Raw genomic sequence first — 21,061 nt, 5'->3', positions numbered from 1 at the left:
AACGCCATGCCCGGCATCGCCCACCGCGCCCCCGGCCCCATCGTCGCCCTCCTCGAGGACGAACGCGTCACCGTCGAACTGATCAACGACGGCGTCCACCTGCACCCCTCCGTCCTCGACCTCGCCTACCGCACCGCCGGCGCCTCCCGCGTCGCCCTGATCACCGACGCCATGGGCGCCGCCGGCATGGGCGACGGCCTCTACCCCCTCGGCCCCCTCCAGGTCGAAGTCAGGAACGGCGTCGCCATGCTCACCGACGGCAGCTCCATCGCCGGCTCCACGCTCACCCTGGACATCGCGTTCAAACGCTCCGTCACCGTCAACGGCCTGACCCCGAACCAGGCCGTCGAGTCGCTCTGCGCCGTCCCCGCCCGCCTGCTCGGCCTCGCCGACACCGTCGGCTCGCTGGAGACCGGCAAGAACGCCGACCTCGTCGTGGTCGACTCCCACACCTACGACCTCGTCGCCGTGATGCGCCGCGGCGAGTGGATCACCGGCGGGGACCGGTTCCCGCGCGTCCGGCGCGAGGCCCTGTCCGACCGGTCGCGCGCCCGGCAGGACCGGCCGGACAGGATCTGAGCCCGCCGCCCACCCAGCACCGTCAGCCGGCCACCCCTGCCAGGGCCCGCTGCCGCTCCTGGATGCCGTGGAGCTCCGCGACGATGTCGCGGAGCGTGCGGCAGTCCGGCGGGAGGGCGTCCACCGCGGGGCGGCCCGCCGGAGCGGCCCGGCCGTCCAGCGCGTCCGCCACCTCACCGACCGCCGAGACCACCTGGCCGACCGCCGCCGCGCCGGGCGGCTCCCAGCCGTGCGCCAGCCGGATGGCGCAGGCGGTCGCGGCGTCGGCGATCCGCTCGGCTCGCACCGCCACCTTCAGCCAGTCCTCGCCCGGGTCCGCCAGCAGCTCCACCCGCACGGTCTCGGCCGACACCCGGGCCTCCGCGAGCGCCCGGTAGGCGCTGCGGCGCAGTTCGGCGCGCCGGCCCACCTCGGCGCCGGGTGCGGCCCCCGGGCCGGGTGGGGCCGCCCCCGGGTCGGGTGGCCCGGTCAGCACGTCGTCCAGGTAGCGCTGGGTGTGGCGCAGCGCCTCGGCGCAGCGGTGCCCGACCCGGGCCCGGGTGTCGACCAGCCGCGGCAGGTGCCCGACCACCAGGACCACCGCGCAGGCGAGCGCCGTGTCCGCGAGCCGGGAGGTCGCGGCCTGGGTGTCGCCGCCGAGCGAGACGAAGGCGAGGACGGTGAGCGTGACCACCCCGGTCTGGAGCGCGAAGTGCCGCAGGGACGGTGCGATGAGCGCCCCGCAGACGGCGACGACGATCACCGGCAGACCGGGAGCGGCTCCGGCCGCCACGCCGCCGAGGCCCGCGAAGAGCAGGACGCCCGCCGCCGTCCCGGCGAAGCGGTTGACGATCCGCGAGAACAGCGGGCCGTAGTCGGGCTTGACCAGGAAGGCCGCCGTGGCGGGCAGCCAGTACCAGTGGTCGGCGTGGAGCAGCAGCGCGAGCGCCGTGGTGACCGCCACGCACGCCCCCACGCGCACCCCGCACTCGCGCCCCGCCGGCCCTGCGGGGTGGATGCCCCGGCGGGAGCGGGCGGGGGCCGGCCGCTGCGAGGGCCCGCCGGTGGACGCATCGCGGGATCCGTCACGAGATCCGTCCGGGGATCCGACACGAGATCCGTCCGGAGCGCCGGACGGCGCTCCGGACGGGCGGTGGTCGAAGGCGAACCCGGCGGCCAGGACGGCGCGGTCGAAGGCGGCCCGGGCGGGGCTGTCGGCCACCGGGACGGGCAGCCTGCCCGGCTGGGTGTCGCCCCGGACGGCCTCCGCCAGGCGGCGCGGGCCCGCCAGCGCCATGGCCGGCAGCGCCTCGCCCTCCCAGAGCAGGGCCACACTCGCCTCGCAGAGCGCGGCGGCAGCAGCGAAACGCTCGTCCAGCCGGAGCTCCGCGGGCCGACGGCGGCCGGGCCGGCGCAGCAGCCGCTGGAGCCGCAGCGCCTCGTCGGCCCGGTCGAGCGCCACCGTCAGCCCGCGCCGGGCGCGCTCGGCCCCGGGTGTGCCGACCGCCCGCAACGCCTCGGCCAGAGCGTCGAACACGGCCGCCACGGCCTGCCGCTCACCCTGCAGCGGGCGGAACTCCTGGGCCGGCCGCACCGCGAGACGCAGCATCAGGAACCAGGCGCCGCCGAGCAGGTACCAGCCCGCCTTCGCCCACGCGGGGCCGGCCATGGGCATTCCGCAGCCGAGGGCGGTGAGCACCAGCAGCTGCACCCCGGCCGCCGAGCAGACCGGCCCGGCGACGCTGATGGCGCCGCAGACCACGCCCACCACCGCGAGCAGTGTCACCGCCCACCAGCCCGGGGCCTGGCCGATCAGCAGTCCGGCGGCCCCTGCCAGGGCCGGCAGGCCGACCAGTGCCGCGGCCGCGCGGGCGGTGCCGGGGCGGTCGTTGATGCCGCCGAACATCGCGGCGAGCCCGGCCAGGACGCCGGCCTGCGGCTGCCCGGCCGCGACGGCGGCCGCGAGCAGCGGCCCCATGCCGAGGGCGCCGCGCAGCACGCCGCCCCAGGGGAACGGTCCGGACTGCCGCCGCAGCGGGTGGAGCAGCCAGTCCGGCGGTCTGATCTCTCGGCGGCGCACGCTCCCCCTCGGTCCACATGACACTGATCTCCCTCAGAACCGTAGGCGATCTGCCTTTCCAGACGGATTCCTGTAGGTAACGCTCCCGTTTCGTCCATCGATCCGCAGCCTGTCGCAAGGACGCCGCCCTCTGGCCGCCGGCACGGCAGCCTCCGGTCGGATTCGGCCCGGGCTTGATCCGGCCGACCGCGGTGCAGGACGGGCGGGGGACGCCGTGGCGCCGCGCCGGAGGGGCTTCCGGGCGCCTGCCACGGCGAGCCGGAGTGCGGGGCGGGCGCGGGAATTGAGGAGGGGGCTTTTTAACGCTCCATCAGTTGGCTAGGCTTCCGCAGGTTTCGAAGACCTGATCGACCGGCGCCACTATGATCGGCGCGGCATCATGTCAGGTACGCGCCCACTGGAGGACTCCCCAGCGGCCGACACCGCAGCACCCCTCGCCCGCCCGTCCGATCGACCTCCAAGGCGCCATGACTGCTCACCAGCAAGGCCTGATCAACCCTCCGCTCATGGCCGGAGGACCGGCCCGGTGACGATCACCCGCAAACTCGCCGTACTCGCCACGGTGCCACTGCTCGCGGTGGTGGCATTCGCGGCGCTCGCCCTGCGCATCACCGCCGGACAGGTCTTCGGGGCCGCGCAGCTGCGATCGATGGTGGCCATCAGCGCCCAGGTCGGCGACCTGACGCACCAGCTGCAGCGGGAACGCGCCTGCGCCGCCACGCTGCTGACCGGCGAGGCGAATCCCGACCGGACCAACGCCTACCTCCGGCAGATCCAGGCAACCGACGCGAGCATCGCGCAGTACCGTCAGCTGCGGGGGCGCATGCACGCCTCCCGGGGCAACTCCAGCGGGCTGCTCCGCCAGGTGGACGACGACCTGACGGGCCTGCCCGCGCTCCGCAAGCAGGTGGAGTCGAGCTCGGGTGCCGTCCTGTCGGCGACCACCTTCCACTACCGGATCGTCATCGCCGACCTGCTGGCCTACCGGGGCGCCGTCGCCGGGGCCGGACGCGCCGGGGCCGATCTCGCCGGCCGCATCAACAGCGGGGTGACCCTGGCCCGGGCCCAGGAGTCGGTGAGCCAACAGGAGGTGGCGGTCCTCACCTCGCAGGCCTCCGGCGTGCTCACCCCTGCCGCGCAACAGGCGATCACCGCCACCCGGACCGGGTACACCGAAGCCGTCCTGGAGTTCCAGCGGATCGCCACCCCGGAGTGGCAGACGTGGCTGGACCGGTCGCTGACCGGTCCCGGCATCATCGCGGCGGGCCGGCTGGAGGACGCCGTCGCCCGCGCCACGCCGGGCCGGCCGCTGCCGGTGGACGCGAGCTGGACGACCGTGATGGACGAGCGGACCGACCGGCTCCAGCAGGTCGAGCAGAAGGTCGACGCCTCGGCGCTCGACAGTGTCACCGACTTTCGCAACACGCAACGCCGACTGGCCCTGAGCGAGGGCGTGGCGGTCCTGCTCGCGGTGGTCTCGGTGATCGTCCTCGCACTCCGGCTGGGCCGGCCGATGATCCGGGAGCTGCGCCGCCTGCGCGTCGCCGCGCACGCGGTCGCCCACGAGCGCCTTCCGGCGGCCGTCACCGCACTGTCGGCGGGAGGCGCACTCGGCGAGGCCACGCCGGAGGAGTTCGCCGCCGCGGCGGGCGACGCGGTCGAGGTCCGCGGCCGGGACGAGATCGCCGCCGTCGGCGCCGCCTTCAACACCGTCAGCCGGGAGGCCGTGCGGATCGCCGCCGAGCAGGCGGCCATGCGCGACCGGATGGGCAGCGTCTTCGTCGGCCTGGCCCGCCGGGCCGAGCGGCTCACCGGCGCACTGGTCCAGGCACTCGACGCGGCCGAGCGCGACGAGCCCGACCCCGAACGGCTGGCCCGGCTCTTCGAGCTCGACCACCTGGCCAGCAGGATGCGCCGCAACAACCACAGCCTGCTCGTCCTCGGTGGAGAGGCGACGGCCCGGGTGCGGTCGACGGACGCCCCGATCGAGGACGTCCTCCGCGCGGCGGCGGCCCAGACCGAGCGCTACACCCGGATCGACGTCGGGACCACGGACCAGGGCGTCCTGGTCGAGGGCCGGGCGGTGGACCATCTGGTCCACCTCTTCGCCGAGTTGCTCGACAACGCCACCGCCTTCTCCAAGCCCGGGACCCGGGTGACCGCCGAGGCCCGGCTGCTGACCGACCGGCTCGTGGTCCAGGTCTGCGACCGGGGCATCGGCCTGGGTGAGGACCGCTGGGACGCCGCCAACGAGAAGCTGGCCACACCCCCTCCGGTCGAGATCGCCGCCGTCCGCGCGATGGGCCTGACCGTGGTCGGCCACCTGGCGTCCTGGTACGGCATCCGGGTCGAGCTGCGCCCGCGTCCGGGCGGCGGCACCATCGCCGAGGTCACCCTTCCGGACACGGTGTTCGGCGTGGCCGAGGCAGCCGACCCGGCCCCCGTCGCGGCCCCCGTCTCCGTGGCCGTCCCCGCGCCCGTCGAGGCCCCGGCGCCCGCCCAGGCCCCCGCGCCCGCCCAGGCCCCGGCGGCAGCGCCGGCGCTGCCGCCCGCCGCCTCACCGGCGCCGTCGGAGTCGACGACCGCGGGCACCACCGGGAGCGGCCTGCCCATGCGCAGGCGGCCCGCGGCCTCCGCCGCTGAGCCCGCCCCCGCCCACGCGGCGGCTCCCAGCACCTCCGGCTCCCCGCCGCCCGCCGCCCATCCCTCGCACGGACTGGCACACCGCGACCCCGGACAGGTCTCGGCCTCCATGGCCGCCTACGCCCGCGGCATCGGCGCCAGCCGCGCCGGACGCGCCGCCCCCAAGCCACTCCTCTCCGATCCGAACCAGAAGGAAGACGCATGACCTCCCCCTCGACGCACGATCTCGACTGGCTGCTGAACGACTTCGCGGCCCGGGTCCCGGAGATCACCCACGCGGTGGCGGTCTCCGCCGACGGGCTGCTGATCGCCGCCACCAAGGAGGTCGACGCGGAGCACGCCGACCAGCTCGCCGCGATCGCGTCGGGGCTGGTCAGCCTGCTGGCCGGCGCCGCACGGCTGTTGAAGGCGGAGCCGGTGGTCAGCAACCTGACCGAGCTGCACGGCGGCTTCCTCTTCTCCATGGCGGTCAGCAGCGGTGCCTCGCTGCTGGTCCTGGCCTCGAAGGCCTGCGACATCGGCCAGGTCTCCTTCGAGATGGCCGAGCTCATCAACCAGGTCGGCCCGCAACTCACCCCCGCGGCCCGCGCCAAGCTGCTCGACACGCCCTCCTGACCGACCATCAGTTCCGGCCTGTCACGCCTACTCCGGGAGCACACATGTCACCGATCCGCAGACGCCGCTCGGCAGGAGCCCTCCTGTCCGCCCTGCTACTCGCCACCGGCTGCAGCAGCGGCCACAGCGGCGGCGACGCGGCCGGCGGTGGTCGAAGCACGGTGAAGATCGGCCTGCTGGCGTCGCTCTCCGGGACGTACAAGTCCGTCGGAACCGATCTGCGGGACGGCTTCCAGCTCTATCTGGACACCCACGACAGCAAGCTCGGCGGCCATCCGGTCGACCTGGTGATCGCCGACGAGGGCGACGGTGCGCCGACCGCCCTCCCCGCCGCCACCAAGCTCGTCAAGCAGGACAAGGTCCTCGCCGTCACCGGTGTGGTCGGCGCGGGTTCCGTCGCCGCGATCTCCCCGTTGCTCGGCGAGGCCGGGATCCCGCTGGTGAGCTCCAACGGCCGCCCCGCCGTCAAGGAGGTCAGCCGGCAGTGGAGCACCAGCTTCATGTCCGACGAGCCGGGAGCCGCGATCGCCCAGTACGTGCACGACGTCGTCAACGGGCCGGTCTACGCGATCGGGCCCGACTACCAGGGTGGCTGGGACGAACTGCGCGGATTCACCGACGCGTTCGCCAAGGCCGGTGGCCAGCTCGCCGGCCCCGACGGCAAGGCGACCTTCACGCCGTTCCCCGCCACCACCGACTTCACTCCGTACCTCAACAAGATCAAGAACTCCAAGGCCAAGGCGGTGTACTGCTTCTACGCCGGCAGCGCGGCGGTCGACTTCGTCAAGCAGTACGCCCAGTCCGATCTGGCCGGCACCCCGCTGTACGCCGCCGGGTTCCTCACCGAGGGCGGCGTGCTGACCGCCCAGGGCGATGCCGCCAAGGGGATCCGCTCGGTGCTCAACTACGCCCCGGACCTGGACAACGCGGCCAACCGGGCGTTCGTCTCGGCCTGGCAGTCCAAGCACCAGTCCCCGCCCACCACGTACGCGATGGCCTCCTACGACGCCGCCTCCGTGCTCGACAAGGCGATCGGCGCGGCGGGCGACAAGGTCGACCCGCAGACGCTGAACACCGCGATCGCCGGCCTCGGCCAGATCGACAGCCCCCGCGGCACCTGGCAGTTCGGCAGCAACACCCACTCGCCGGTGCAGAAGTGGTACCTGCGCGAGGTCAGGAGCGACGGCCGCGCACTCTCCAACCAGATGGTCCAGGACCTCGCCACCATCGGGAACTGACCGGGCACCGGAGAGGGGGGCCGATGGGCCTGATCGACGCACATCTGGTGCCCGCGGTGGACGGCGTGGCCTACGGGCTGCTGCTGTACGTCGCGGCGGCCGGGCTCACGCTGGCGTTCGGGACCGGTGACGTCCTCAATCTCGCCCACGGCACCCTCTACGCCGTCGGCGCCTACACCGCCGCCGCGCTGTCGGACGGCTCATGGTGGGGGCTGCTGCTCGCGCTGGCCGTCGCCGTCGCCGCGGCCGGCGCCGGCGGCGGGCTGCTCGCCGCACTCACCGCACCGATTCGTCGGCGCGGCCATCTCGCCCAGGCACTGCTCACCTTCGGCGTGGCGCTGGTCGGCGGCGATCTGCTCAGCACGGCCGCCGGGCCCGACGACCTCCCGGTCACCCTGCCGGCGGCCCTCGACGGCAGCACCGACCTCGGCGGGCACCGCTACCCGGTCTACCGGCTGGCCTTCATCGTGGTGGCGGCGCTGCTGGCGGCCGCGGGGCAGCTCTTCCTCCGCCGCACCAGGGCCGGCGCGCTGCTGCGGGCCACGGTGGACGACTCCGCGATGGTCGCGGGCCTGGGCACCGACCCCCGTCTGGTCCACACCGCCGTGCTGGCCGGCGCCGGGGCTCTCGCGGGCCTCGCGGGCGTCCTCGGCGCGCCCATCATCGGCCCCGGCCCACGCACGGCCGACACCGTCCTGCTGCTCTCCCTGATCGTGGTGGTGCTGGGCGGCATGGGCTCGGTCCTGGGCGCCCTGGTGGCGGCGGTGGCCGTGGGCGAGGTGCAGACCCTCGGCGTCGACCTGGTACCGGACCTCGCCCCCTACCTCCTGTTCACGGCGATGGCCGCAGCCCTGGTCCTGCGCCGCGCCGGCGCCGCCGGAGCGCGCGGATGAACGGGATCCGGTCGCTCGCACCGGGGATCGTCCGCTCGCTCCGGTCGGCCGCGACACCGTCGGGCGGCGGCGCACGCCCCGCGGGAGGCTCCCGGCCGCCGGGCCGGGGGTCTGCCGTGCGCCCGGCCGGATGGGCGCTGCTGCTGACCGTGCTCGCGCTGTTCGGCGTACCGGCCGTGGTCGACGAGTCGACACTCGTCCTCATCACCCCGGTACCCGCGCTCGGCCTGGCCGCCGTCGGCATCACCGTGCTCACCGGCCGGGCCGGGCTGCCCACACTCGGCCAGGCCGCCCCGTACGCCGTCGGCGCCTACACCACCGCCCTGCTGGGCCGCGCGGGCGTCGACGTCGGGCCGGTCCAGCTCGCCGCCGCCGCGTCGGCCGCCGCGCTCTTCGCCCTGCTGACCGGACCGGCCGTCGTCCGGGCCCGCGGCGTGACGGTCCTGATGATCACACTGGCCCTGGGAGAACTGACCGCCACCGCGGCGGCCCGCTGGAGCTCGGTCACCGGTGGCACCGACGGCCTGGCCGGCATACCGCCGGTCCGCGCGCTCTGGGGCACGGCACCGCTGACGGAGGACCCGGACGTCTACCGGTACGCGGTCGCCGTCGCCGCCTGCGCGATCACGGCGACGGTCATGGCGCTGCGCTCGCCGCTCGGGCTGCTGCTCGCCGGGTGCCGCGACGACGAGGCGCGGATGCTGGCCAGCGGCCATCCGGTCACCCGTGTGCTCCTCGGTGCCCACGTCTGGGCCGCCGCCCTGGCGGGAGTGGGCGGCCAGCTGCTCGTGACCGCCCAGCGCTACGTCTCCCCCGCCGACGTCGGCTTCACCACGTCCTCGCTCTGCCTGCTCGCCGCCGTCCTCGGCGGCGTGGCCTCGCCGCTCGGCGCCCTCGCCGGCACCGCGCTGATACTGATCACCCGGGACCAGCTCGCCGCCCACTGGCCGGGGCACGGCCCGCTGCTGCTCGGCGCCCTGTTCATCGCCTCCGTGTACCTGCTCCCCCGCGGGCTCGCGGGCGTCCGCCTCCGCCGGCTCCCCCGCGGCTCCCTGCCGGCTCCTCCCTCCGGCGCCCCGGCCCGTCCCGCCTCCCCGGAGGTCGGCCCGTGAACGCCCTGCTCAGCATCGCGAACGTGACCCGCCGCTACGGCGCGCTGGTCGCCGTCGACCGGCTCGACCTGACGGTCGCACCCGGGGCACGCCACGCCGTGATCGGGCCCAACGGCGCCGGCAAGTCCACCCTGCTCGGCCTGGTCGCCGGCACGGTCGTACCGTCGTCCGGGCGGATCCTTCTCGACCGGCAGGACGTCACCCGCACCGGCCCGGCCCGACGGTCCCGCCTCGGCATCGCCCGCACCTTCCAACAGCCCGCCGTGCTCGCCGGCCTGAGCGCCCTGGACAACGTGGCCCTCGCGGCCTGGCGGCACACCGGACTGCGCGGGCTCTGGCGCCCCCGGCGGTACCGCGAACTCGGACGCCGCTGCCACGAACAGCTCGACCAGGTCGGCATCGGGCACCTGGCCTCCCACACCGCCGGGCACCTGTCCCACGGCCAGCAGCGGCTGGTGGAGATCGCGGCCGCCCTCGCCACCCGGCCCCGGATCCTGCTGCTGGACGAGCCGGCCGCCGGCCTGGCCGAGGAGGACACCGACCGGCTGGTGACGGTCCTGCGCCAGGTGTCCGCCGAGGTCGCCGTGCTCCTGATCGAGCACGACCTCGCCTTCGTCAACGCCCTGGCCGACCGCATCACCGTCCTGCACGAGGGCCGGTCGATCGCCGAGGGCACTCCGGATCAGATCAGCGCCGACCCCGCCGTCCGGGCGGCCTACCTCGACACCCGGGCCGGGTGATCCGGATGCTCGAAACGCTCTCCCTACGGGCCGGTTACCACGGCGGCACCGTTCTGCACGGCATCGACCTGACGGCCGGGCAGTTCTCCGTGCACGCCGTTCTCGGGCCCAACGGCGCCGGAAAGACGACCCTCCTGCACGCGCTGGCCGGCCTGGTCCCGGTGGGCTCGGGCCGGATCGAACTCGCCGGAACCGACGTCACCCGTCTCCCCACCCACCGCCGGGCCCGGGCCGGCATCGGCCTCGTCCCGCAGGGGCGCCGGGTCTTCGCGTCCCTGACGGTGGCCGAGCACCTCAAGGTGGCACACCGGCGGCGGCCGACAGCCTGGTCACCGGCCAGGGTCGTCGACCTGCTCCCCCGGCTCGGCGAGCGGCTGCACCATCGCGCCGACCGCCTCTCCGGCGGCGAGCAGCAGATGCTCGCCATCGCCCGCACCCTGCTCTCCGGGCCTCGCGTCCTGCTGATCGACGAGCCCACCGAGGGCCTGGCCCCCGCCGTCGCGGCCGACGTCCTCGCCCTGGCGGCCCAGTTGGCCGCCGACGGGATGGCCGTTGTCGTCACCTCCCCGCGCCCGGCCCAGGTGCTCCCCATCGCCGACCGGATCACCGTCCTCGGCGCCGGCCGGATCACGGCCGCGCTGGACGGCGCTGCCGCACGCCGGGACCCGGCCCGCGTACTCGCCGCCCTCACCCCGCCCCGCCGAACGCCACAGGAGCTGCCCTGATGCCGACCGACACGCGCTACGCCTTCGACAACCGGGCCGACGAGGCCGTGGACCAGCTGCAGGTGCTGGAGTCCTCCCTCGACCCGATCACCGCCTCTCACCTGGACCGCCTCGGGGTCCCGAACGGCGCCCACTGCTGGGAGGTCGGGGCCGGAGCCGGGTCGATCGCGCGGCTGCTCGCCCGACTGGTCGGTCCCACCGGCTCCGTGACCGCCACCGATCTCGACCCGGCCCGACTGGCCGGGTCCGCCGGGTCCACCGGGAACCTCCTCGTCCGTCGCCACGACGTCCGGAACGAGCAGCCGCCCGGTGGCCCCTTCGACCTGATCCACGCCCGCCTGCTCCTCCTCCACCTGCCCGAACGCCGCGAGGTGCTCGCCACCCTGGCCGGCGCCCTGCGGCCCGGCGGCCTCCTGCTGATCGAGGAGTTCGACCGCAGCCCGCTCTCCGTCCTCACCCCGGTCGACCCGTCCGAACGCGAGCTCTTCTCCCGGGTCATCGACGCCGTCCTCGCCGTCCTCGGCGACCGGGGTGCCGACCTGGACTGGGGGCGCCAGGTCCAGGGCGCGATGACGGACCTCGGTCTGACCGACGTCCACACCACCGTCCAGGCCGAGAGCTGGTCCCACGACGGCGGCGCCCGCCTCCACGAGATCAACTCCCGCCAGCTCCAGGAACCCCTGCTCGCCACCGGTCTCACGCTCGACGAGCTGACCCGCTTCCGCGCGCTGGTCCGCAGGCCGGGCTTCGAGGCGCTCTCCTACACCCTGGTCTCGACCTCGGCGCGCAAGCCCGTGTGAGCAGCACCCCGGGCCGGCCCGGCCGTGGAGGATGATGATCTCCATGAGCACTCGAGTGGACGAGGCGGGCGTGCGCCGTGCGATGCCGGCCGACCTCGCGGAGGTGGCGGTCCTGGCGGCCGAGCACGCGGCGTACGAGCGGGCGGCCCCGCCGGCGCAAGGTCTGGCGGCGCTGCTCGCGGTGGAGCTGTTCGAGCGCGCGGAGCCGCGGCTGACCTGCCTGGTGGCCGAGCTGCCGGGCGGCGGGCTCGCCGGGTACGCCACCTGTACGAGCGAGTTCAGCACCTGGGAGGGACGGCCGTACCTCCACCTCGACTGCCTCTACCTGCGCGAGAAGCACCGCGGTCTGGGCCTCGGCGCGGAACTGGTGGCCGCCGTGGTGGCCGAGGCCCGGGCTCGCGGGCTCGGACAGGTGCAGTGGAACACCCCCGCCTGGAACGAGGGCGCCATCCGCTTCTACGACCGGCTCGGCGCCACCCGCAAGGAGAAGCAGCGGTACAGCCTGGCCGTCGACGCCGTCGGACCGGCGTGACGGGACAGCCGTCGGCGCGGTCACGGGCCGCCCGTGACCGCGCCCCGGAAATATCCGCGGCCGGATTTTCCACCGGAACCGTCCCGGGCCTGCTACAGTCGTTTTCAGTTGCAGTAGTGGTTCCCATGAACTTTGTGTGCGCCTGCTGATGTTTCGCAGGCGCATTTTTGTTTCCCGGCTCTTCCCCGGGCGGGTCATCATCGCGGCGACTCGGAGTCCGCACAGTGCGGTCTTCGGACAGCCCTTGAAGGAGATTTTTTTATGGCTAATGGCACCGTGAAGTGGTTCAACGCGGAAAAGGGCTTCGGCTTCATCGAGCAGGAGGGTGGCGGCCCGGACGTGTTCGCCCACTACTCGAACATCAACGCCCAGGGCTTCCGTGAGCTGCTCGAGGGCCAGAAGGTCGAGTTCGACGTCACGCAGGGCCAGAAGGGCCCGCAGGCCGAGAACATTCGCCCGCTGTAGTTCTTCTGCCACGGCACCCGCCCGGCAGCGAGGGGCCCGCACCGCGTACATGCCCGGTGCGGGCCCCTCGGCTTTTGCTCCACGAACGATCCCGGCCGCTCAGGCCCCTGGCTCCGCCACCGGCGGCCGGTCCCACGCGAGACGCACAGCGCCGCGTCCGGACCGGCGCCCCGCCGTGACAGCTCACGGTTCGAGGTTCTCCGCTCCCGCCCGCGCGGTGAGCGCCGACCGTAGGTGACGTGCCGCACGGCTGTGCCGTCCACGCTCCACCCGTCACACTTCTGGCCCGTTCCTTGCGATCTCCGCCGGCGCCCCGCGCTGCGGAGCCTTCCTCGAAGCGTGCCGCCCTTTGAGGAAGGTTTCCGTATGAACCGTTCCAGTCGTTCCCCGTACCAGAGTGCCGGTTCCCGCTCCGGCGGCAGCGCCTCCGGAGGCCGCTCCGCGCGCGGCAACAGCTCCGCGCCCCGCTCCGGCGGCGGCCGGCGGCCCTCCGGCGCGAGGGGGCGTCAGAGCTCCGCCCCGCAGGGCGAGTTCGCGATGCCGGTCAGCACCACCCCGTCGCTGCCGGCCGTCGAGTCGTTCGACGAGCTGGACATGCCGAAGGCGCTGCTGTCCACCCTGGCCCGCCAGGGCGTCACCTCGCCCTTCCCGATCCAGGCCGCGACGCTGCCCAACTCGCTCGCCGGGCGCGACGTCCTCGGGCGCGGCCGGACGGGTTCGGGCAAGACCATCGCCTTCGGCCTCGCCGTGCTGGCCCGCACCGCCGGCAGGCGTGCGGAGCCGCGCCGGCCGCTGGCGCTGGTGCTCGTCCCCACGCGTGAGCTCGCGCAGCAGGTCACCGAGGCGCTCACCCCGTTCGCGCACTCGGTCCGCCTGCGGATCGCGACCGTGGTGGGCGGGGTGTCGATCGGCCGCCAGGCCCACGCGCTGAACCGCGGGGCCGACGTCGTCGTCGCCACCCCCGGCCGTCTCAAGGACCTGATCCAGCGCGGCGACTGCCGGCTGGACGAGGTCGGCATCGCCGTCCTGGACGAGGCCGACCAGATGGCCGACATGGGCTTCCTGCCGCAGGTCACCGAACTGCTCGAACAGGTCGCGCAGGGCTGCCAGACGATGCTGTTCTCCGCCACCCTGGACCGCAACGTGGACCGCCTGGTGCGCCGCTTCCTCAACGACCCGGTCACCCACTCGGTGGACCCGTCGGCCGGGGCGGTCAGCACCATGGAGCACCACGTGCTGCACGTGCAGAACCACGACAAGAACGCCACGATCGCCCGCATCGCCTCCCGTGACGGCGGGGTGATCATGTTCACCGACACCAAGCACGGCGCCGACCGCCTGGTGGAGGACCTCCTCGCCAACGGGGTGAAGGCCGCCGCCCTGCACGGAGGCAAGTCCCAGCCCCAGCGGACCCGCACGCTGGAGCAGTTCCGCACCGGCCACGTCACCGCGCTCATCGCCACCAACGTCGCCGCCCGGGGCATCCACGTCGACGGGCTCGACCTGGTCGTCAACCTGGACCCGCCGGGCGACCACAAGGACTACCTGCACCGTGGCGGGCGCACCGCACGGGCCGGGGAGTCCGGCACCGTGGTCACGCTCGTCCTGCCCAACCAGCGCCGCGAGATGGCCCGCATGATGGCCACCGCGGGGATCACTCCCACCGCCACCCGGGTGCACTCCGCCGACGAGGAGCTCGCCCGCATCACCGGTGCCCGTGTGCCCACCGGCGTGCCCGTCGTGATCCCCGACCCCGTCGTCGAGCGGCCCCGCCGCAGCGCCGCCGGAGGCCGCAACCGCCGCAGCCGTCCCGCCCCCGCCGAGCGCACCCCGCAGACGGCCACCGGCTCCCGCCGCAGGCCGCCGCGGCGGCGCGTCGCCCTCGCCGCCTAGGTCCTGGCCCGGCCGGCCCGGCCGGGAGCGCGGATCGACTGACAGGACCTGGAACACCGCTGGGCCCGGCCCCTCACACGGGGGCCGGGCCGTTTCCGTCGGCAGGCGGCGGCCGGCGGCCGGCGTGCCTACGGCGAGAGCCGGCCGGTGGCGGTGAGTTCGGCGAGGCTGGTCCAGGGGCCCCGGTTGCCGGCTTCGGTGAGCGCTCTCAGGCGCAGGTAGCGGCCGGACTTGGCGGTGAAGTTCACCGTCTTGGCAGCGGCGGTGTCGCCGAAGGTGCCGGTGGCCACGGGGGCGCCCCACGCGGTGGTGGAGTCCGATACGTAGATCTCGTACTGGCCGATCCGGCCGTTGACGCCGCCGTCCTGCCGGGGCAGGTAGGTGGTCGAATCGACGTCGTAGCGGGCGCCGAGGTCGATCTGGATCTCGTGCGGGAGCGGGTCCGCGCCGTTGCTCCACTTGGTGTGCCAGATGGTGCCGCCGTTGCCGTCGAAGGCGTTGGCCGCGGCGCCGTTCTCGCCGGCGGTCTCCTGGCTGTCGGCGTACGCGAGCTTCCACCCGGTCTGCGCGATCGGGCCGCTCGCCGCCACGGGCGTGCCGTTGGGCACGGTGATGCCGGTGGCGGTGACGGTGAACGCGCCGGAGGCGCTGCCGGTCTTGATCCACAGCACCCCGGCCCGGTCCGCCGGGTCGAAGTACCAGCCGGTGCTCGCGGCGTCGTACGCGGCCTTGCTGTTCAGCGCGGTGAGCGTGGTGCCGCCGGCCTTGACGGACGCCGGCGCCGTGGCGCTGTGCACGGTGAACTCGTAGCCGCGCGAGGCGGGTTTGCCGGCGTAGCTGCCGGTCGAGGCGCCGACCGAGAGGGTGACGTCGCCGGTGCCGGCGGCCGGGGCGGTGACGTCGACCCGCTGGCGGGCGTAGGCCCCGGACTGGTAGGCGCGGGTGGTGCCGTCGTCCTCGTAGAGGTCGAAGGAGGAGTTGCCGCGCGCGTAGACGTCGTAGGTGAGCGTGGAGACGGGCTTCTCGCCGGTGTAGTTCATCTGCGGCCACATCGGCACGACGCCGCCGGCCTTGACGAACAGCGGGAGGGTGTCGAGCGGCGCGGAGTAGCCGTTGAGCCAGCCCGGACCGTTGTAGACCTTGCCGGTCCAGTAGTCGGTCCAGCTGCCCGCGGGCAGGTAGATGCCGTCCCTGGTCGAGGTGTCGGAGACGACCGGGGCGACCAGGAAGGAGTCACCGGCCATGAACTGACCACTCGTCAGGTTCCCGCGCGCGACCGGGTCGTCCGGGTACTCCAGCACCATCGCCCGCGTGGAGGGCACGCCGGTGTCGTTGGCCGCCTTGCTCATCGTGTAGAAGTACGGCATCAGCCGCATCTTCAGCTGGAGGTACTTGCGGTTGGCCGACAGGTACGGCTCGGTGAACCGCCAGGGCTGCTTGTCGTTGTAGCCCGCCGACGGGTTGCCGGCGCCCCATCCGGACATCGTCATGAACGCCGGGGTGAACGCCTTCCACTGCAGGTCGCGGACGTAGGTCTGCGGGCTCCCGCCGTAGATGCCGTCGATGTCGCCGGAGGCGTAGTTGAGCCCGGACAGGCCCGCACCGGTGATCGCGGGGACGTGCCAGCGCATGGCGTCCCAGGTGCCGCTGGTGTCGCCGGTCCAGACGACGGCGTTGCGCTGGGTGCCCGCCCAGCCGTCGACCGTCCAGACGAAGCGCCGGGCGTCGGCGTTGTCCTCGATGCCGGCGACGGCCTGGTTGACGCCGGTGAAGGCGTTCTTGTAGCCGCCGCCGATCCATGCGACGTCGGTCTTCACGGCGCGTGAACCGGCCGTCCCGACCTCCCAGTTGATGTCGGCCAGCCCGGTGGAGGTCCACAGGCCGGTGTTGAACCCCTTGGCCTTGAGGCCGGCGACGGCGTCCGGCAGGTCGGTGTACCCGCAGCCGTAGCCGTCGTTGGGCAGGAACCAGCCGGACGGCATGTCGGCGGCCCGGGCGTCGGTGGCGTAACCGACCACGTCGGGCGTGGTCTGGTGGCGCAGCCGGTCGTGATCGCCGGTGTAGGCGGGGTTGGAGGCGTTGAAGCAGTCGGCGTTGCCGAGCTCCAGGCCCCAGATGGGCGCGAGGAAGGGCTTGCCGGTGACGTCGGTGTAGCCGTTGAGGACGTCCTTGAGCGAGTTGCCCGCGAAGTACCAGGCGTCGAAGCGCTTCTCGTCGTGGGTGAGCGCGGTCGGCGCACCGAAGTCGTAGGAGCCGGGCGCCCAGGTGTTGCGCATGACGCCGTAGCCGTTGGTGGACATGTAGAACGGCGCGGGGCTGGCGTTGCTGTTCTCGGTCCACCGGTTGGAGACCGAGATCGGGACGGTCTTGTCGCGCAGGGCCCACTCCCCGAGCCGCAGGCCGGTGCCGTAGAACTGCTCGTCGGCGCCGCGGGTGAGGTACTGGGTGGTCTGCGAGGCGGTCCAGCTGGTGGGCTTGGACTCCGCCCACACCAGGGTGGTGTTGTCGGCCTTGTACAGGGCGAAGGTGAGCGGCGACTTGTTGATCCGCAGGCTGATCGCCGGGGTGCTGATCCGGTAGTACGGGCCGGCGTCGGTCAGGGTGGCGCCGACGGTGCCGAAGCCGGTCCTGACGGCGAGGTCGGTACCGGCAGGGTCGTTGCCGAACGTGCCGTCCGGCGAGAGCCAGATCCGGAAGATGTCGGCCCTGGCGACGGCCACCCGGGCGGCGGCCCCGCCGGAGGTGGTGACGGTGAAGGTGTCGCCGGACCGGCTGACTCCGGTGACCTTGCCCGCCGTTGCGGCACGTGCCGTACCGGTCGGGCCGAGGACGGCGAAGAGCGAGGCGATGAGGAGCAGGGCGACGGAGACCGCGGCGGGTCTGGCGCCGGGACTGCCCGGCCTCGGCAGGACTGGGGTCGGTGCGGAACGCATGTGAGGGTCCTCCCTGGAGGAAAGCGAGCATCCGCATGCTTACTGATGCTCGAATATGTCCAGAGTGGCGCCGCTATCAGCATGAGTCAACAGGTACAGGTCAATAACCTGCAACGACAGAAGGTGCATTACGGGCAGCCGGCACGCCTCAGGGTGATCGTCGAGTCACTCCAACTCATCACATGAACCGAGGCAGTGACAGAGCGTCACGCCAGAGTCCCGGCCACGGGCCGGATCGGCCGGGATATCGGCGGTCCGAAGCACAACGGTCCGATAACAGCACCTGGACCGGTCGGCCCACCTCGTGAATACTTCGCGACGCAGCAGCTTTCGGATCTGCTCGAAACGAGCGATCTTCACGCATAGATGAACAATGCGGCCAGGCAGCAGCCACCCACGGGGCTGCGCCCGCACGACGATCCGAAGGCTGCTGCCGACTCTCAATCCCCAGGAGTGGACCCGGCCGGAACGCGGGTCCGACGGCACGAAGGCGGTAACTGCGGTGAACGGACGTGTACTCGGTCTCTCGGTGGTGTGTACGGTCACCGCGCTCGCTCTCACGGCGTGCGGCAGCGGTGGCGGCGCCTCGGCGGACGGGAGCGTGACCCTCAAGCTGGTCGCCGCCGACTACGGCGACAAGGAGTCCAACAGCTCCAAGGCCTACTGGAACGACGTCGCCTCCGCGTTCACCGCGGCCAACCCGGCCATCAAGGTCGATGTCCAGGTGGTGAACTGGAACGACATCGACAAGCAGGTCAAGACCATGATCCAGAGCGGTAACATGCCGGACGTCCTGCAGACCGGCGGCTACGCCGACAAGGTCGCCGACGACCTCCTCTACAAGGCCGAGGACGTGCTGTCGACCGGCACCCGGGCCGGCTTCATCGACTCCTTCGCCGAGGCCGGCCAGGTCAAGGGCGTGCAGTACGGCATCCCGTTCGTCTCCTCGGCCCGCGCCTTCTTCTACAACAAGGCGCTCTTCGCCCAGGCCGGGATCACCGAGGCTCCGAAGACCTGGGACGAGGTGAAGGCCGACGCCGCGCTGGTCAAGGCCAAGGTCCCCGGGGTCACCCCGTACGCGCTGCCGCTCGGCCCCGAGGAGGCCCAGGGCGAGAGCATGATGTGGGAGCTCGGCAACGGCGGCGGCCCCACCGACAAGTCCGGCGCGTACACCCTCAACAGCCAGGCCAACATCGACACCTTCGGCTGGCTCAAGGCCAACCTCGTCGACCCCGGCCTGACCTACGCCAACCCGGCGACCACCGACCGCAAGACCGCGTTCGCCGACTTCGCCGCGGGCAAGGCGGCCATGGTCAACGGCCACCCCTCGCTGATCCAGATGTCCAAGGACGGCAAGGTCGACTACGCGGTCGCACCGATCCCCGGCAAGACCGGCCCGCTCAAGTCCACCCTCGGCGTGGCGGACTGGACGATGGCGTTCAAGAAGAACGGCCACCGGGACCAGATCAAGAAGTTCCTCGACTTCGTGTACTCCAAGGACAACACGCTCAAGTTCGACGAGACCTACAACCTGATGCCGGTCACCCAGGACACCCTGCACGAGATGACCTCCAGCGGCAAGCACAAGGACCTCGAACCGTTCTTCGCCCTCCTGCCGCAGGCCTCCTTCTACCCGCTCGGTGACACCAGCTGGGACGCCGTCTCCGCCGAGATCAAGAAGAGCATCGGGACCGCCGTCGCCGGCGACCCGGCCAAGGTCCTCGGCGACCTGCAGAAGAAGTCCCAGGACGCCGTCGCGAACAAGTAGCCGCGCCCGCCCCGGCACCCACCGGCGCCGGGGCCCCGGCACGTCGCAAGCCGTGCGGCACGCGCTGCCGCACACGCCCGGAAGGCACCACCCGTGTCCCTCAAATCCGCTGCCCCCCAGGCCCGCAGGCCCGGCCGGGGCAGGCCGGCCGCCCGCTCCGGCCCCGGCAGGCTCGGCCCCCTGCCCTGGATCGGCCCGGCCGTCCTGCTGATCCTGTTCGTGGTCCTGTGGCCCGTCTACGAGATGGTCCGCACCTCCTTCCTGCGGATCAGCACCAGCGGCTTCGTCCGCGGCTCCGCCGGCTTCGACAAGTACCGCAAGCTCTTCGGCGAGACCGACCTCGGGCACGTCCTCGTCCGCACGGTGATCTGGACGGTCGCCGTCGTCGGCCTGACGATGCTGCTCTCGCTGGCCCTCGCCCAGCTGTTCAACCAGCGGTTCCCGGGCCGCCGTCTCACCCGCTGGGCCCTGATCGCGCCCTGGGCCGCGTCCGTCCTGATGACCGCCATCGGCTTCAAGTGGATGCTCAACCAGACCGCCGGCGTGCTCAACACCGCCATGACCGACCTCGGCCTGATCGACGGCCCCCAGGACTGGCTGGGCAGCCCCTCCACCGCCTGGCCCTGGATGATGGGCGTCGCGGTCTTCGTCTCCCTCCCCTTCACCACCTACACCCTGCTCGCCGGGCTGCAGACCGTCCCCGGCGAGGTCTACGAGGCGGCCCGGGTGGACGGCGCCGGCACCTGGCAGACCTACCTGCGCATCACCCTGCCGCTGCTGCGCCCGGCCTTCCTGGTCGGCGTGGTGATCAACCTGATCAACGTCTTCAACTCCTTCCCCGTCATCTGGGGCATGACCCAGGGCGGCCCGGACAGTGCCACGGCCACCACCACCGTGTTCATGTACCAGTTGAAGAACACCGACATCGGCGAGTCCGCGGCCATGTCCGTCGTCAACTTCGCCCTGGTCGTGGTGATGGTGCTGGTCTTCCTCAAGGTCAGCCGCTGGAACGAGGAGGAGAGCTGATGGCCCAGCAGACGGACCGGGCCCGGCGCCCCGCCCGGCCGGCCCCCACACCCGCGCCCGGCGCCGCCGCGCCCGGCTCCCGAGCACGCCTGACCGGGCGCCGGACCAGCCCGCGCACCCTCGTCATCGCGGCCGTCGCCTGGCTGCTGGCCGCGCTCTTCCTCCTCCCCTACCTGGAGATGGTCGTCACCGCGCTGCGCCCGGCCGACGAGCTGCGCGACCCCGGCTACCTGCCGACCCACTTCGCCTGGTCCAACTTCGTCGACGTCTGGCGCGACTCCACCCTCGGCGGCAACCTGCGCGTGACCCTGCTGGTCGCCGGCGGCTCCACCCTGCTGGCCCTGCTCGTGGCGCTGCCCGCCGCCTACTACACCGCCCGCATCCGCTACCGCGGCCGCAAACTCTTCCTGCTGCTCGTCCTGGTCACCCAGATGTTCCAGCCGACCTCGCTGCTGGTCGGCCTCTACCGCGAGTTCTACCAGCTCGGCATGCTCAACTCCGTCTGGACCCTGATCCTCTGCAACGCCGCCTTCAACCTGGCCTTCGCCATCTGGATCCTCACCGCCTACATCGGCTCCATCCCCGTCGAGCTCGAGGAGGCCGCCATGATCGACGGCCTCGGCCGGCTCGGAGCGCTGCGCCGGGTCGTCCTGCCACTGGCCATGCCCGGCGTGGTGACCGCGGTGATCTTCACCTTCATCTCCGCCTGGAACGAGTTCGTCATGGGCCTGACCCTCTCGACCGCTCCAGACAGCCAGCCGCTGACCGTCGGCATCAACAGCTTCATCGGCAACTACACCGTCCAGTGGAACTACCTCTTCGCGGGATCGGTCGTCGCCATCGTCCCCGTCGTGGTGCTCTTCGCCTTCATCGAGCGCCAGGTCGTCTCCGGGCTCACCGCCGGATCGGTCAAGTAGGAACGCCCGCCGGCTACCGGTCGGGGCACCCCCGGGTGCCCCGACCGTCTGCTGTCCGGCCTCGCACCACCATTGACATGTACCGACAGTAACTGTGAATGTTGCTCCGAAAGTCTGCGTTTC

17 protein-coding genes are annotated in these 21,061 nt (G+C 73.0%); 15 read left to right on the top strand and 2 right to left on the bottom strand.

All coding sequences use genetic code 11. The features are described 5' to 3' along the window. On the top strand, window positions 1-579 hold a 579-nt coding region (locus ACZ5WK_RS29840), incomplete at its 5' end, for an amidohydrolase family protein (protein ID WP_465551901.1). A 22-nt stretch (window positions 580-601) separates the two neighbouring features. Here ACZ5WK_RS29840 and ACZ5WK_RS29835 read toward each other — a convergent pair. Beyond that, window positions 602-2,638: an FUSC family protein gene (locus ACZ5WK_RS29835; RefSeq protein ID WP_465551899.1), complete on the bottom strand. Its 2,037-nt coding sequence runs from the start codon at window positions 2,636-2,638 to the stop codon at window positions 602-604. Window positions 2,639-3,164: 526 nt separating this feature from the next. Between ACZ5WK_RS29835 and ACZ5WK_RS29830 the strand changes: the two genes are divergently transcribed. From ACZ5WK_RS29830 to ACZ5WK_RS29780, 11 genes are all read left to right on the top strand, one after another. Next, window positions 3,165-5,486: a sensor histidine kinase gene (locus ACZ5WK_RS29830; protein ID WP_465551897.1), complete on the top strand. Its 2,322-nt coding sequence runs from the start codon at window positions 3,165-3,167 to the stop codon at window positions 5,484-5,486. Further along, the gene (locus tag ACZ5WK_RS29825; RefSeq protein ID WP_331741638.1) at window positions 5,483-5,896 is read left to right on the top strand and encodes a roadblock/LC7 domain-containing protein; all 414 of its coding nucleotides are present in this window, start codon (window positions 5,483-5,485) and stop codon (window positions 5,894-5,896) included. The genes ACZ5WK_RS29830 and ACZ5WK_RS29825 overlap by 4 nt, the downstream gene beginning before the upstream one ends. A 44-nt stretch (window positions 5,897-5,940) precedes the next feature. Next, entirely contained in the window at window positions 5,941-7,134 is a 1,194-nt protein-coding gene (locus tag ACZ5WK_RS29820; RefSeq protein WP_465551895.1) for an ABC transporter substrate-binding protein, read from the top strand. A 23-nt stretch (window positions 7,135-7,157) separates the two neighbouring features. Continuing rightward, window positions 7,158-8,027: a branched-chain amino acid ABC transporter permease gene (locus ACZ5WK_RS29815; RefSeq protein WP_465551893.1), complete on the top strand. Its 870-nt coding sequence runs from the start codon at window positions 7,158-7,160 to the stop codon at window positions 8,025-8,027. Window positions 8,028-8,143: 116 nt separating this feature from the next. Beyond that, the gene (locus ACZ5WK_RS29810) at window positions 8,144-9,139 is read left to right on the top strand and encodes a branched-chain amino acid ABC transporter permease (protein ID WP_465551891.1); all 996 of its coding nucleotides are present in this window, start codon (window positions 8,144-8,146) and stop codon (window positions 9,137-9,139) included. Continuing rightward, window positions 9,136-9,879 (top strand): ABC transporter ATP-binding protein, encoded by a 744-nt coding sequence (locus ACZ5WK_RS29805; protein ID WP_465551889.1) that lies wholly within the window; start codon window positions 9,136-9,138, stop codon window positions 9,877-9,879. The genes ACZ5WK_RS29810 and ACZ5WK_RS29805 overlap by 4 nt, the downstream gene beginning before the upstream one ends. Window positions 9,880-9,884: 5 nt before the next feature. After that, window positions 9,885-10,604: an ABC transporter ATP-binding protein gene (locus ACZ5WK_RS29800; RefSeq protein ID WP_465551887.1), complete on the top strand. Its 720-nt coding sequence runs from the start codon at window positions 9,885-9,887 to the stop codon at window positions 10,602-10,604. Further along, window positions 10,604-11,404, top strand: a complete 801-nt coding sequence (locus ACZ5WK_RS29795) for a methyltransferase (RefSeq protein WP_465551885.1) — start codon at window positions 10,604-10,606, stop codon at window positions 11,402-11,404. Before ACZ5WK_RS29800 ends, ACZ5WK_RS29795 begins: the two co-directional genes overlap by 1 nt. 43 nt (window positions 11,405-11,447) lie before the next feature. Further along, window positions 11,448-11,936, top strand: coding sequence for a GNAT family N-acetyltransferase (locus tag ACZ5WK_RS29790; RefSeq protein ID WP_465551883.1), 489 nt, complete (start codon window positions 11,448-11,450; stop codon window positions 11,934-11,936). A 261-nt stretch (window positions 11,937-12,197) separates the two neighbouring features. Continuing rightward, window positions 12,198-12,401: a cold-shock protein gene (locus ACZ5WK_RS29785; protein WP_042388274.1), complete on the top strand. Its 204-nt coding sequence runs from the start codon at window positions 12,198-12,200 to the stop codon at window positions 12,399-12,401. A 366-nt stretch (window positions 12,402-12,767) separates the two neighbouring features. Next, window positions 12,768-14,294, top strand: coding sequence for a DEAD/DEAH box helicase (locus ACZ5WK_RS29780; protein ID WP_465551881.1), 1,527 nt, complete (start codon window positions 12,768-12,770; stop codon window positions 14,292-14,294). 128 nt (window positions 14,295-14,422) lie between these two features. Here ACZ5WK_RS29780 and ACZ5WK_RS29775 read toward each other — a convergent pair whose 3' ends face one another. Beyond that, the gene (locus ACZ5WK_RS29775) at window positions 14,423-17,227 is read right to left on the bottom strand and encodes a TIM-barrel domain-containing protein (protein ID WP_465551879.1); all 2,805 of its coding nucleotides are present in this window, start codon (window positions 17,225-17,227) and stop codon (window positions 14,423-14,425) included. Between the two features lie 502 nt (window positions 17,228-17,729). On the opposite strand from ACZ5WK_RS29775, the gene ACZ5WK_RS29770 reads away from it, so the two are divergent. The 3 genes from ACZ5WK_RS29770 (at window position 17,730) to ACZ5WK_RS29760 (ending at window position 20,938) form a co-directional block, all read left to right on the top strand. Then, complete coding sequence (locus ACZ5WK_RS29770; protein ID WP_465551877.1) at window positions 17,730-18,995, top strand: extracellular solute-binding protein; 1,266 nt, start codon at window positions 17,730-17,732, stop codon at window positions 18,993-18,995. A gap of 93 nt (window positions 18,996-19,088) precedes the next feature. Further along, complete coding sequence (locus ACZ5WK_RS29765; RefSeq protein ID WP_465551875.1) at window positions 19,089-20,021, top strand: carbohydrate ABC transporter permease; 933 nt, start codon at window positions 19,089-19,091, stop codon at window positions 20,019-20,021. After that, window positions 20,021-20,938 carry a carbohydrate ABC transporter permease gene (locus ACZ5WK_RS29760; RefSeq protein ID WP_465551873.1) on the top strand — a complete coding sequence of 306 codons (918 nt, stop codon included), beginning with the start codon at window positions 20,021-20,023 and terminating at the stop codon, window positions 20,936-20,938. Before ACZ5WK_RS29765 ends, ACZ5WK_RS29760 begins: the two co-directional genes overlap by 1 nt. The last annotated feature ends 123 nt before the right edge of the window (window positions 20,939-21,061 follow it).

The sequence above is a fragment of the Kitasatospora sp. NPDC032757 genome (assembly GCF_055579305.1).
This window is presented reverse-complemented; position numbering and strand designations above follow the sequence as displayed.